The sequence below is a fragment of the Nocardioides cynanchi genome, from assembly GCF_008761635.1.
Classification (GTDB): domain Bacteria; phylum Actinomycetota; class Actinomycetes; order Propionibacteriales; family Nocardioidaceae; genus Nocardioides; species Nocardioides cynanchi.
Genome location: NZ_CP044344.1, coordinates 3,575,788 through 3,588,125 on the forward strand (window position 1 = coordinate 3,575,788; position 12,338 = coordinate 3,588,125).

At 71.9% G+C, this 12,338-nt stretch carries 13 protein-coding genes; 12 read left to right on the forward strand and 1 reads right to left on the reverse strand.

Translation table 11 applies throughout. The features are described from left to right. The first annotated feature begins 20 nt into the window (after window positions 1-20). Both E3N83_RS17335 and E3N83_RS17340 read left to right on the forward strand, forming a co-directional pair. Window positions 21-557 carry an RNA polymerase sigma factor gene (locus E3N83_RS17335; RefSeq protein ID WP_151084388.1) on the forward strand — a complete coding sequence of 179 codons (537 nt, stop codon included), beginning with the start codon at window positions 21-23 and terminating at the stop codon, window positions 555-557. Beyond that, the gene (locus E3N83_RS17340; protein ID WP_151084389.1) at window positions 554-1,177 is read left to right on the forward strand and encodes a hypothetical protein; all 624 of its coding nucleotides are present in this window, start codon (window positions 554-556) and stop codon (window positions 1,175-1,177) included. Before E3N83_RS17335 ends, E3N83_RS17340 begins: the two co-directional genes overlap by 4 nt. 87 nt (window positions 1,178-1,264) lie before the next feature. On the opposite strand, the gene E3N83_RS17345 is transcribed toward E3N83_RS17340, so the two are convergent. Further along, complete coding sequence (locus tag E3N83_RS17345; protein WP_151084390.1) at window positions 1,265-1,822, reverse strand: nucleotidyltransferase family protein; 558 nt, start codon at window positions 1,820-1,822, stop codon at window positions 1,265-1,267. 76 nt (window positions 1,823-1,898) lie between these two features. Here E3N83_RS17345 and E3N83_RS17350 point away from each other — a divergent pair, with 76 nt between their 5' ends. From E3N83_RS17350 to E3N83_RS17390, 10 genes are all read left to right on the forward strand, one after another. Then, window positions 1,899-2,780 carry an AAA family ATPase gene (locus E3N83_RS17350; RefSeq protein ID WP_151084391.1) on the forward strand — a complete coding sequence of 294 codons (882 nt, stop codon included), beginning with the start codon at window positions 1,899-1,901 and terminating at the stop codon, window positions 2,778-2,780. Between the two features lie 28 nt (window positions 2,781-2,808). Further along, window positions 2,809-3,939 carry a vWA domain-containing protein gene (locus E3N83_RS17355; protein WP_151084392.1) on the forward strand — a complete coding sequence of 377 codons (1,131 nt, stop codon included), beginning with the start codon at window positions 2,809-2,811 and terminating at the stop codon, window positions 3,937-3,939. 9 nt (window positions 3,940-3,948) lie between these two features. Next, window positions 3,949-5,070, forward strand: a complete 1,122-nt coding sequence (locus E3N83_RS17360) for an XdhC family protein (RefSeq protein ID WP_151084393.1) — start codon at window positions 3,949-3,951, stop codon at window positions 5,068-5,070. 106 nt (window positions 5,071-5,176) lie between these two features. Next, window positions 5,177-6,409, forward strand: coding sequence for a sigma-54-dependent transcriptional regulator family protein (locus E3N83_RS17365; RefSeq protein WP_151084394.1), 1,233 nt, complete (start codon window positions 5,177-5,179; stop codon window positions 6,407-6,409). Between the two features lie 128 nt (window positions 6,410-6,537). Further along, window positions 6,538-6,705: a hypothetical protein gene (locus E3N83_RS19660; protein ID WP_191907849.1), complete on the forward strand. Its 168-nt coding sequence runs from the start codon at window positions 6,538-6,540 to the stop codon at window positions 6,703-6,705. Further along, window positions 6,702-7,340, forward strand: coding sequence for a cytochrome b N-terminal domain-containing protein (locus tag E3N83_RS17370; RefSeq protein WP_151084395.1), 639 nt, complete (start codon window positions 6,702-6,704; stop codon window positions 7,338-7,340). The genes E3N83_RS19660 and E3N83_RS17370 overlap by 4 nt, the downstream gene beginning before the upstream one ends. Then, window positions 7,337-8,284, forward strand: a complete 948-nt coding sequence (locus E3N83_RS17375) for a hypothetical protein (protein ID WP_151084396.1) — start codon at window positions 7,337-7,339, stop codon at window positions 8,282-8,284. The genes E3N83_RS17370 and E3N83_RS17375 overlap by 4 nt, the downstream gene beginning before the upstream one ends. A 192-nt stretch (window positions 8,285-8,476) precedes the next feature. After that, the gene (locus tag E3N83_RS17380; protein ID WP_151084397.1) at window positions 8,477-8,959 is read left to right on the forward strand and encodes a (2Fe-2S)-binding protein; all 483 of its coding nucleotides are present in this window, start codon (window positions 8,477-8,479) and stop codon (window positions 8,957-8,959) included. Continuing rightward, window positions 8,956-11,421 (forward strand): xanthine dehydrogenase family protein molybdopterin-binding subunit, encoded by a 2,466-nt coding sequence (locus E3N83_RS17385; RefSeq protein WP_151084398.1) that lies wholly within the window; start codon window positions 8,956-8,958, stop codon window positions 11,419-11,421. Before E3N83_RS17380 ends, E3N83_RS17385 begins: the two co-directional genes overlap by 4 nt. After that, on the forward strand, window positions 11,418-12,272 hold the full coding sequence (locus tag E3N83_RS17390; protein WP_151084399.1) for an FAD binding domain-containing protein: 855 nt from the start codon (window positions 11,418-11,420) through the stop codon (window positions 12,270-12,272). Before E3N83_RS17385 ends, E3N83_RS17390 begins: the two co-directional genes overlap by 4 nt. Window positions 12,273-12,338: the final 66 nt, after the last annotated feature.

The window sequence follows — 12,338 nt, forward strand, 5'->3', positions numbered from 1 at the left end:
CATGTGTGAGGGTGGAGACCGTGGACACGGCCGATCTCGAGGCCCGCCGTGCGCGCTTCGACACGATCGTGCGCGGGGTGGTCGAACCCCTGCGGCGCTTCCTGGCACGTCGTACCGACCCGGCCACGGCCGACGACGTGCTCGGCGACACCCTGCTCGTGCTCTGGCGCCGGTACGACGAGCTGCCGGCCGAGCCCCTGCCCTTCGCCTACGGGGTGGCCCGGCTGTGCCTGGCCAACGCCGAGCGCGGCGCGCGGCGACAACGCCGCCTGGCCGGCCGGATCGCGACCGTGGACCCGCCGCGCGAGGCACCCGACCCGGTCGGCGACGACCGGCTGGCCGAGGCGATGGCCTCCCTCTCCGCCGACGACGGGGAGCTGCTCCGGCTGTGGGCCTGGGAGCAGCTGACTCCCGCCGAGATCGCCACGGTCCTCGACGTCACCATCAACGCGGCGGCGATCCGGCTGCACCGCGCCCGCGGCAGGCTGCGTGAGCTGCTGCGAAAGATCGACGCGGTCGACGGACATGAGGAAGCGAACGAAGGGAGGAGACCGTGAACGACGCCGCACCCGAGACCGACGACAGCGCCCTGCTGGCGCGGCTGCGGGCCGCCGACCCGGCCGCCTCCCTCCCACCGGCCGGTCCCGACCGGGTCACGCACCTCCTGGAGGCAGCCATGACCGACACCACCACGCACGAGACGCGAGAGAGTGGCACCCACGACCGCAGCCCGCTGACCTGGCTGGTCGCCGCCGCAGCCGTGCTCCTGATCGCGGCGGCCGGGGTGTTCGGGCTGGTCAACCGCGACCACGGGCCGGCCCCGGCAGCGCAGGGCACCGTGACCATGCTCGGCTACGCCCCGACCCAGGGCCGGTGCGTGCTGCCGAGCGTCGGGGTGCTCCGGGTCCAGACGATCGCCTTCCGCGGCACGCTGACGACGCTCACCGACGGCAGCGCGACGTTCCGGGTGGGCCACTGGTTCAAGGGTGGGCCGACCGACCTGGCCAAGGTGACCACCGCCCCGGCGCTGCTGCGACCGCTGGCCGAGTCGGCCGACCTGCAGGTCGGTGAGACCTACCTCGTCGCCGCCCGCGACGGCCAGGTCACCGGCTGCGGCTTCACCGGCCCGGCGACCGGCCGGCTCGCCACTCTCTACCAGCAGGCCTACGCCGGCTGACCGCTGCCGGCGGCCGGTCGCTTGGCACGTCCTCTCGCTCCTACCTCACAGCGGCCGATCGGCCTCATCGAGGTAGGACCCACCCGGCTACGTCAGCGAGTCGACGTCGCGCCCCGAGGCCAGGTCACCGCACTCGATCAGCTCGACCTCGCGGCCGGCGAGATAGGCGCGGGCACCCTGGTCGCCGTGGGCGGTCTCGAGGACGCCGGGCCAGTGGTCGCGGCCGAAGAGGACCGGATGACCGGGGATGCCGTCGTACGCCGCCCGGGCCAGGACGTGCGGGGAGCGGGTGGCGGTGCCGACCCGGGCGACCACCTCCGGGACGAGGTCGGGCAGGTCGACCAACGAGACCAGGACGAAGCCGTCGGTCGAGTCGGCGAAGGCACGCATGCCGGCCCGCAGCGAGGCGCCCATGCCGTCGGCCCAGTCCTCGGCGACCACGATCCTGGGCGGCTCTGCGAGCTCCTCGAGCAGTGCGGCCGCGCGCTCGGCCTCGGCGCCGAGCACCACGGTCACCCGTCGGCAACCCCCGTCGGCGAGCGTCGTCACCCCACGGACGAGCCAGGACCCGCGGTCGTCGGAGACGAGAGCCTTCGGCATCCCCATCCTCCGGCCGGCTCCGGCCGCGAGCAGCAGTCCCTCCACCTGGCCAGCCTGTCAGACGCGTCGGCTGCGCAGACTGCCAACCATCGGCCAACGGACGCGCCAGTAGCCTGGAATCATGGAGCCGTCGTCGATGCCCGGATCGGCACGAGAGGTGTCCGCCCTGCTCGGGCGCACCGGCTACCTCTGCGACGACGAGCTGGCCACGGTCACCTACCTGATGCTGGCCATGCAGCGGCCGCTGCTGCTGGAGGGCGAGCCCGGCACCGGCAAGACGGCGCTGGCCGAGGCGCTCGCCGAGAGCCTGGAGCTGCCGCTCGTGCGGCTGCAGTGCTACGAGGGCATCGACTCGACGCAGGCCCTCTACGACTGGGACTTCCCCCGCCAGATCCTGCACCTGCGCGCGCTCGAGGCCGGGGGTGGCGCGGATCCCGAGGAGGCCGAGAAGAGCCTGTACGACGAGCGGTTCCTGCTCGCGCGCCCGGTGCTGGCCGCGCTCCAGCAGAGCCCGGCGCTGCTGCTGGTCGACGAGGTGGACCGCGCCGACGACGAGTTCGAGGCGTTCCTCCTGGAGGTGCTGTCCACCTGGCAGGTCAGCATCCCCGAGCTCGGAACCGTCCGGGCCGCGACGCCGCCGCTGGTCGTGCTGACCTCCAACCGCACTCGTGAGCTCCACGACGCTCTGAAACGGCGCTGCCTCTACCACTGGATCGAGCACCCCGGCCTGGACCGCGAGCTGCAGATCGTGCGCTCTCGGGCGCCCGAGGTCTCCGAGGCACTGGCCGGCCAGGTGGTCCGGGTCGTCCAGCAGCTGCGCGACCGCGACCTCCAGAAGCCGCCCGGTGTCGCCGAGACCATCGACTGGGCCCGCGCGCTGCACCACCTCGGCACCGCCGAGCTGGATCTCGAGACCGCGTCGGCGACCCTCGGCGCGCTGGTGAAGTACCGCGAGGACGCCGACCGGGTCCGGCACGCGCTCGACCAGCTTCTGCGGACATGAGCCCCCGATGAGCCCCGATGAGCCCCCGATGAGCCCCGATGAGCCGGGGGAGGTGCGCGGGGGCGACGAGATCCTGCTGGCCTTCGCCCGCGCGCTGCGGGCCGGTGGCATCGCGGTCACCCAGGACCGGGCGCACGGGTTCCTGGCCTCGGCCGCCGAGCTGGGCGCCGACGATCCCGTCGCGGTGCGGATCGCCGGCCGGGCCACGCTGTGCGCGAGCCCGGACGACCTGGCCAGGTTCGACCAGGTCTTCGAGGCGTTCTTCAACGCCCGCGACGGGCTGCCACGGACACGGCCGGCGGCTCCGACCGAGCCGCGCTTCACCGACTTCCCCGAGGAGGACGCGTCGGGGGAGGGCGAGCCGACCGACGAGATGGTCCGGGCGGCGGCCAGCGCGACCGAGCTGCTCCGCCAACGGGACGTCGCCTCCCTGACCCCGGCCGAGAAGCGACGGCTCGACGGCATGTTCGCCACCCTGCGTCCGCGCGCACCGATGCGTCGTACCGCCCGGCACCAGCGCTGGCACCGCGGCCAGGTCGACGCGTCGCGCACCCTCCGTTCCAGCCTGCGTCGCCTCGGCGAGCCGTCGGTGATCGAGTGGCGCCGCCGCGGCACCCGGCCGCGGCGGATCGTCCTGCTCGTCGACGTCAGCGGGTCGATGAGCTCCTACGCCGACGCGCTGCTGCGGCTGGCGCACCGGCTGACCCAGGCGCTGGGGCAGGCGGCCGGCCCGGTCGAGACCTTCACCATCGGCACCCGGGTCACCCACATCAGCCGCGCCCTGCGGATCCGCGACCCCGAGCGCGCGCTGGTGGCCGCGGGCGAGACCGTGCCGGACTGGTCCGGTGGTACCCGGCTCGGCGAGACGCTGCGCTTCTTCCTCGACCGCTGGGGCCAGCGCGGAATGGCGAGGGGGGCCGTGGTCGTTGTCTTCAGCGATGGTTGGGAACGAGGTGACACGGCGCTGCTCGGCGAGCAGATGGCCCGGTTGCGCCGGATCGCGCACCGCGTGGTGTGGGTCAACCCGCACCGCGGCAAGGACGGCTACGAAGCAGTCCAGCAGGGTGTGGTCGCCGCGCTGCCCCATCTCCACGACTTCGTCGCCGGGCACTCGCTCGCGACGTACGCCGAGCTGGTCGAGGTCCTGGCCGATGCCTGAGGTGGCGACATGCGTGAAGTGATGCCCGAGCTGCTGGAGTGGTGGCGCGCCGGCGAGGAGATCGGCGTCGGCACCGTGGTGGCGACGTTCCAGTCGGCCCCGCGGCCCGCCGGAGCCTCGATGCTGGTCGGGCCCGACGAGACCGCGGTCGGCTCGGTCTCGGGCGGCTGTGTCGAGGGCGCCGTCTACGAGCTCGGCCGGGAGGTCGTGGCGTCCGGCGCGCCGGTCCTGACCCGTTACGGCATCTCCGACGACGACGCCTTCGCGGTCGGCCTGACCTGCGGCGGCATCCTCGACGTGTACGTCGAGAAGGTCTCGCGCGAGACGTTCCCCGAGCTGGAGGACCTCGCCGCCGACCTCGAGGCCGGGGTCGCGGTCGCGGTCGCGACGGTGATCGAGCACCCTGACCCCGCCTGGCTCGGCCGCCGGGTGATCATCCATCCCGGCGAGCCGGTCACCGGCTCGCTCGGCTCCCCGCGCGCCGACGACGCCGTGCACGACGACGCGATGGGGCTGCTCGCCAGTGGCACCAACGCCACGCTCACCTACGGCCCGGACGGCGAACGGCGTGGCGAGGGCATGCGGGTCTTCGTCTGGGCCTTCGCCCCCAAGCCGCTGATGCTGGTCTTCGGGGCGATCGACTTCGCCGCCGCGGTCGCCCGGGTGGGCAGCTTCTTGGGGTACCACGTGACCGTGTGCGACGCCCGGCCGGTCTTCGCCACCAACACCCGCTTCCCCGAGGCGGACGAGGTGGTCGTCGAGTGGCCGCACCGGTTCCTGGAGAAGCAGCGCGACTCGGGTGCGATCGACGGCCGGACCGTGATCGCCGTTCTCACCCACGACCCGAAGTTCGACGTCCCGCTGCTCGAGGTCGCGCTCCGGCTGCCGGAGGTGGCCTACATCGGCGCGATGGGTTCGCGGCGTACCCACGAGGACCGCGAGGCCCGGCTCCGCGAGGTCGGGGTCACCGACGCGGAGCTGGCCCGGCTGTCGAGCCCGATCGGTCTCGACCTGGGCGCGCGGACCCCGGAGGAGACCGCGATCTCGATCGCGGCCGAGATCATCGCCGGGCGCTGGGGTGGCTCGGGAAACCGGCTGGCCGCGGGCGCCGGCCGGATCCACCACGACTGACCGGTAGCCGGCGCGCGGCCCCCGCCCGCGACGAGACGTGGACGTGGTGCCGGGTTGAGGTGCCCCGCGCTACCGTGACCAGCGTCACCCGGACGTTGGGACTCACATGAGCTCGTCGAGCGATCTGCAGGACCGTCGGCTCGACGCCCTGCGCGCCTGGACGGCGTTCGTCGAGCACGGCGACCGGGCCGAGGAGCTGGTCCGGCCCGAGATCCTGCGGAGCTGGCGCCGTTCGCAGCCGCGGGTCTCGCCCGACGTCACGCAGGCGCCGCTGACCGACGAGTCCGACGCCCAGGCCTTCTGGCACGAGTCGCCGCTCCAGCAGGCCGTCTCGCGGGTGGAGTCCGAGCTGAGGCGGACCGCCGAGGACGGCGACCTGGTGCTCGCGGTGACCGACGCCCAGACCCGGATCCTCTGGACCTACGGCGGCCGGGTGATGCGCCGCAAGGCCGAGTCGGTGAACTTCGTCCCCGCCGCCCGATGGGACGACGAGAGCGTGGGCACCAACGCCCTCGACCTCGCCAACCGGCACGACCGCCCGAGCATGGTCTTCAGCGCCGAGCACTACGCCCCGATCGTGCACAACTGGGTCTGCTGGGCCGCGCCGGTGCACGACCCGCTCACCGGCGCCCAGCTGGGTGTGATCGACCTGTCGACCACCTGGGACCGCACCCACCCGATCGGGCTGGCCACGGCGCGGGTGCTGGCGCGGCTGATCGAGACCGCGATGCCGCTCTCGACGATGCACCCCCTCGCCTCGGACGCCGACGGACCGACCGGGCTGGTGCTGCGGCTGCTCGGCAACGCCGAGGCCACCCTGGACGGCGCCCGGCTGCTCCTCAACCGGCGGCAGACCGAGATCCTGGCGATCCTGGCGCTGCACAACGACGGACTCTCGCTGGACCGCCTGCACGCGCTGGTCTACGGCGACCAGCCGGTCACGCTGTCCACGCTGAAGGCCGAGGTGTCGCACCTGCGGGCAGCGCTCGGTGGCCAGCTCGCCTCGCGCCCCTACCGGCTCACCCTGCCCGTCGCGACCGACATCGACGACGTCCTGGACGCCCTGCGACGTGGTGACGTCGGCGGCGCCATCGCCCGGTACGGCGGCGACCTGCTGCCCGGAACGGAGTCGCCGGCCCTCGTCGAGCTGGGGGAGTACGTCGCCGTGGCCATGCGCGAGGCCCTCCTGGCCAGCCCGGAGCCCTCCGCGGTGATCCGCTACAGCGAGCTCGCGCCGTACGACACCGAGGTGCTCGAGGTCTGCCTCGCCGCCCTGGGCGCCCGCCCGCACCCGGCGAAGCCCCTCTTGAAGGGCCGGCTGGCGGTCGCCGGCGGCTGATCCGTCGCCGCTTCGGCGTCGCCGTGGCCCCGCCGTTCACAGGAAAGTCGGGCATTTCGGCCCTACGTGCGTCTCCACGCTCCGCTCAGGATGTCAAGAGGTCACCTCGGCTGGAAGGAGTTCGGCTCATGGGCATCGTGTTCTCTGCCGGCAAGTACGTCCACTGGGGGGTTCTGAGCATCAGCCTCACCAACCTCCTGATCATCCTGGGGATGATCGTCGTCTTCGGGCTCGCGCTCGTGCTGCCCTTCCCTGGTGCGCAGGAGCGTCATCAGGCCGACGAGGACGAGTCGTGAGCGCCCCCGCCTCGGACGCCGGCCAGCGCAGCTGGACCGCAGCGGTCCGCGACCACGTCACCGGCCTGGTGCCCGAGGGCCAGGCGCTTCCGGACCGCCAGCCGGCGTACGTCGCCTCCTGGATCTACGTGTTCGGCGTGGCGACCCTCGCCGCCCTCCTCGTCGTCGTGGGCTCGGGGATCGTCCTGGCCATGGGCGGTGCCGCCTGGTGGCACACCTCCGGTCTCGGACACTTCGTGAACTCCGTGCACCTGTGGAGCGTCGAGCTGTTCTTCGCCGCCATGGTCGTGCACCTGTGGGGCAAGTTCTGGATGGCCGCCTGGCGCGGCAACCGGGGCCTGACCTGGGTGACCGGGGTCGTCTCCTTCATCACCTCGATCGGCGCTGCGTTCACCGGCTACCTCGTGCAGAGCAACTTCGACTCGCAGTGGATCAGCGGCGAGGCCAAGGACGGCATCAACTCGATCGGCGTCGGCGGTTTCTTCAACGTGCTGAACACCGGCCAGATGCTGCTGTGGCACGTCACTCTGCTGCCCATCGGCGTCGGCATCATCGCGGTGATGCACGTGATCCTGGTCCGCCGGCACGGCGTCGTGCCGCCGCTGGACGACGAGGGCAAGGAGGTCGCGCGATGACCACCGTGCACGCCCAGCGGCCGCACCGGCAGACCCCCGACTCCCACGACTACCCGACCCGGCACTACGACCTGGTCAAGGAGTTCGTGATCGCCCTGGCGGTCATGGCCGGCCTGTCGCTGGCGCTGGCGGGGGTCTTCTCGTCGCCCGACGACAAGGCGATCACGATGGCCAGCTGGGCGAAGGCCGATCCGGCCGACGTCGTCGCCACGGCGACCGGCGAGCTCGCCGGCACGACGACCAGCGCGACGTACGGCGCGCCGTACAACCACGCCTCGGAGGGTCAGTCCGTGCTCGGGCTGAAGCTCCAGAAGTGGGGCGGCGTCGGCATCCCGATCAACTCGGCCGACCTGGTGCTCCAGCCGCTCCGGGCCGTCGTCGGGAACGCGTCGCTGACCACGGCGCTCGCCCAGTGGGACGCCCTCTCGGCCGACCAGCAGGTCACCGAGGCGACGGCGTACGCCGACGCGCTGGCCGCGACCCCGGACGGCAGCCCCGCCCAGGTGGCGCGGGGCAACTACGGCCCCGTCCCGGCCCTCACCACGTCGTTCCTCGGCCTGGCGGCGTCCGGCGGCCTCGAGGGTTCGCTGACCTCGTCGGGCACGTTCTACGGCACCGACCAGACCCGCGCGATGCTGCTGCTCTCCGACGGCGCCTACCTCGAGGACACCGCCGTGGCCGACCACCTCGGCGGCGACCAGTGGGGCATGATGAACGAGGTCGGCAACTACCCGGGGCAGCCCTGGATGTGGCTGTACACGTTCTGGTACCAGGTGAAGCCGTTCTCGACCTCGGAGAACGCCGACACCCAGGTCTGGGCCCTGATGATGCTGCTCACGCTGGTGCTGGCCCTGGTGCCGTGGATCCCGGGGGTGCGCAGCATCCCGCGGCTGATCCCGGTCCATCGCCTGATCTGGCGCGAGCACTACCGGAACCGCCGCTGACCCGCCCCTGACCGGGTCACCTCGCTTCCGGAACGGCCCGGCACGCGCCACGCGCGTGCCGGGCTGCGCCATGTCGGGGGGCCGGGCCCCGGTCGGGGAACCTCCGGGACCGGCCGAGCAACCTTTCGCCAACCGCCGGGCCCTAACGTGACGCCCACCACAGATCCGCTGTGCCCGAAAGGCAGGCCTTCGATGACCAAGATCAGTCTCACCGTCGACGGAGCGCAGGTCTCCGACGAGGTCGAGCCGCGGATGCTGCTCGTGCAGTACCTCCGCGAGAAGCTCGGGAAGACCGGCACCGTGATCGGTTGCGACACCAGCAACTGCGGTGCCTGCACGGTCCACCTCGACGGCCGCAGCGTGAAGAGCTGCAACGTGCTGGCGGTCCAGGCCGACGGCCACGAGGTGACCACGATCGAGGGCCTCGCCACCGACGGCAAGCTGCACCAGGTGCAGGAGTCGTTCCGGGAGTGCCACGGCCTCCAGTGCGGCTTCTGCACGCCCGGCATGATCATGCAGTCGGTAGACCTCCTCAACGAGAACCCGCATCCGTCCGAGCAGGAGGTCCGTGAGGGCCTCGAAGGCAACCTCTGCCGCTGCACGGGCTACCACAACATCGTCAAGAGCGTGCTCCACGCAGCGGGCCAGGGCTCGACCGCGGGGGCGCAGTCATGACCGCCACCGCCGAAGCCCCCGCCGCCGAGATCGGCCAGGAGCGTCGCCGCAAGGAGGACCAGCGGCTGATCACCGGACGCACCCGGTGGACCGACAACCTGACCCTGCCCGGGATGCTGCACCTGGCGATGGTGCGCAGCCCGTTCGCGCACGCCACGATCGTCAGCGTCGACACCAGCGCCGCCAAGGCCGCGCCCAACGTGATCGGCGTCTTCAGCGGCAAGGACGTCGCCGAGGACCAGGGCATCCTGATCAACGCCTGGGCGATCACGACCGACCAGGTCACGCCCACCCACACCCCGGTCGCGGTCGACCGGGTCACCTTCGCCGGCGAGATCGTCGCCGTGGTCGTGGCCCGCTCCGCCGCCGAGGCCCGGGACGCCGCCGAGCTGGTCGACGTGGAGTACGACGAGCTGCCGGCCGCCCTGGACCTCAAGGAGTCGGCCGAGGACAAGGTCCTGGCCCACCCCGACCTCGGCACCAACAAGAGCGCCTTCTGGAAGTTCGACTCGGCCGAGGCCGGCACCGGGGGCAACGTCGACGAGGCCATCGAGAAGGCCCGCGGCGACGGCATCGTGATCGAGCGGGAGTACCGCCAGCAGCGGCTGATCCCGGCGTTCATGGAGCCCCGCTCGGTCGTGGTGGACCCCACGGGCGAGCAGCTGACCGTCTGGTCGGCCACCCAGATCCCGCACATCCTCCGCTTCGCCCTCGCCGCGACCACCGGCATCTCGGAGTCGAAGATCCGGGTGATCGCCCCGGACGTGGGCGGTGGGTTCGGCGGGAAGCTCCAGACCACGCCCGAGGAGTGGATCGCGGTCGCCCTGGCGCGGCGGGTCGGCAAGCCGGTCAAGTACACCGAGACCCGGAGCGAGTCGCTGATGGCGGCCCACCACGGCCGGGACCAGTGGCAGAAGCTGACCCTCTCGGCGGAGAAGGACGGCACCGTCACCGGCTTCAAGGTCGAGCTCCTGGCCGACCTCGGCTCGCACGTGTCGCTGGTCGGAGGCGGCGTGCCGGTGCTCGGCGCGTTCATGTTCAACTCCATCTACAAGTTCCCCGCCTACCAGTTCAGCGTGCAGACGGTGCTGACCAACAAGACCTGGACCGACGCCTACCGCGGTGCGGGGCGCCCCGAGGCGACGTACGCCATCGAGCGGATCATGGACGAGCTCGCCGTCGAGGTCGGCGTCGACCCCCTCGAGATCCGGGCGAAGAACTGGATCAAGCACGAGGAGTTCCCGTTCACCACGGTGGCCGGGCTCGAGTACGACACGGGCAACTACGAGGCCGCCACCGCGCGGGCCAAGGAGATGTTCGGCTACGACGAGCTGCGCGCGGAGCAGAAGCAGCGCCGGGAGGCGGGTGACCGGGTCCAGCTCGGCATCGGCATCTCGACCTTCACCGAGATGTGCGGCCTGGCTCCGAGCCGGGTGCTGGGCAGCCTGAACTACGGCGCGGGCGGCTGGGAGCACGCCAGCGTGCGGATGCTGGCGACCGGCAAGGTCGAGGTCGTCACCGGCGCCAGCGCGCACGGCCAGGGCCACGAGACGGCGTTCAGCCAGATCGTCGCCGACCGGCTCGGCGTGGCCTTCGAGGACGTCGAGATCCTGCACGGCGACACCCAGATCGCGCACAAGGGCCTCGACACCTACGGCTCGCGCAGCCTGGTGGTCGGTGGTGAGGCCATCGTCAAGGCGGCCGACAAGGTGATCGAGAAGGCCAAGCCGATCGCGGCCCACCTGCTCGAGGCCAGCGTGGACGACATCGAGTTCTCAGGCGGCCGGTTCAGCGTCAGGGGCACCGACCAGGGATTGGCCATGGCCGACATCGCGCTGGCGACGTTCACCTCCCACAACTTCCCGGAGGGTGTCGAGCCGAGCATCGACAGCGACGCGACGTACGACCCGGTCAACTTCAACTACCCGCACGGCACCCATCTGTGCGCGATGGAGGTCGACACCGAGACGGGTCGGGTCACGATGCGCAAGTACGTCTGCTGCGACGACATCGGCAACATCATCAACCCGATGATCGTCGGGGGTCAGGTGCACGGCGGCCTGGTCCAGGGGATCGCGCAGGCGCTCTTCGAGGAGGCGGTGTACGACGACGCCGGGACGCTGGTGAGCGGCTCCTTCGTCGACTACCTGCTGCCCACCTCGGCGGACACGATCTCCTTCGAGATCGACCACACCACCAGCCCCTCGACGACCAACACGCTCGGCACCAAGGGTGTCGGTGAGGCCGGCACGATCGCGTCGACCCCGGCCGTGGTCAACGCCGTCGTCGACGCGGTCCGGCACTTCGGTGTCAACGACATCCAGATGCCCTGCACGCCCGAGCGGGTGTGGAAGGCGATCAACACCTCGTCCGCGACCGGCGGGACCACCGAGGGTGCGGCGATGCCGCACTTCGACGAGTCCGAGCCGGGCCAGAGCAGCACGGAAGGAGCGGGCGCATGATCCCCGCCAAGTTCGACTACGTGGCACCCAGCACGGTCGAGGAGGCCCTCAGCGCCCTGGCCGAGCGCGGCGACGACGCGAAGATCATGGCCGGTGGGCAGAGCCTCCTGCCGGTGCTGCGGATGCGGCTGAACGCGCCGGAGATGGTGATCGACCTCGGCCGCATCGAGAGCCTGCGCGGCGTGACCGAGGACGGCGACGCTCTCGTGATCGGGGCGCTGACCACCCACTCCGAGATGGTGACCAACGACCTGGTCAGGCAGCACGCCCTGCTGCTGTCCAAGGCCGCGGCCGAGGTCGCGGACAACCAGATCCGGCACCGCGGGACTTTCGGCGGGGCCCTGGCCCACGCCGACCCGGCGGGAGACATGGGGGCCGCGGCGCTCGCGATGGACGCCGAGTACGTCGTCCAGGGCCCTGGTGGGTCGCGGACGGTCGCCGCCTCCGACTTCTTCGTGGACCTCTTCGAGACCGCGATCGGTGAGGACGAGATCCTGACCGCGATCCGGATCCCGAAGAAGACCGGTTGGGGTGCCCACTACGAGAAGTTCGTCCGGGTCGCCCACCAGTGGCCGATCGTGGCGATCGCCGCCACGGTCAAGGCCGAGGGCGGCACCATCAGCGAGGCCCGGGTCGGGCTGACCAACATGGGCAACACCGCCCTGCGGGCCACCGCGACCGAGGCCGCCCTCGCGGGCGTGCCGGCCACCGAGGACGGCGTACGCGCGGCAGCCGACCAGGCCGCCGACGGCACCCACCCTCCGAGCGACCTCAACGGTGACTCCGACTACCGCAAGCACCTGGCGACGGTGCTCACCCGGCGTGCCGTGCTGAAGGCGGCCGGCGCCTGACGCCTTCAGCAGATGCTTAACCGAGCCTCCGGACGCGCCGCGTCCGGAGGCTGGGGTCGCTCATTC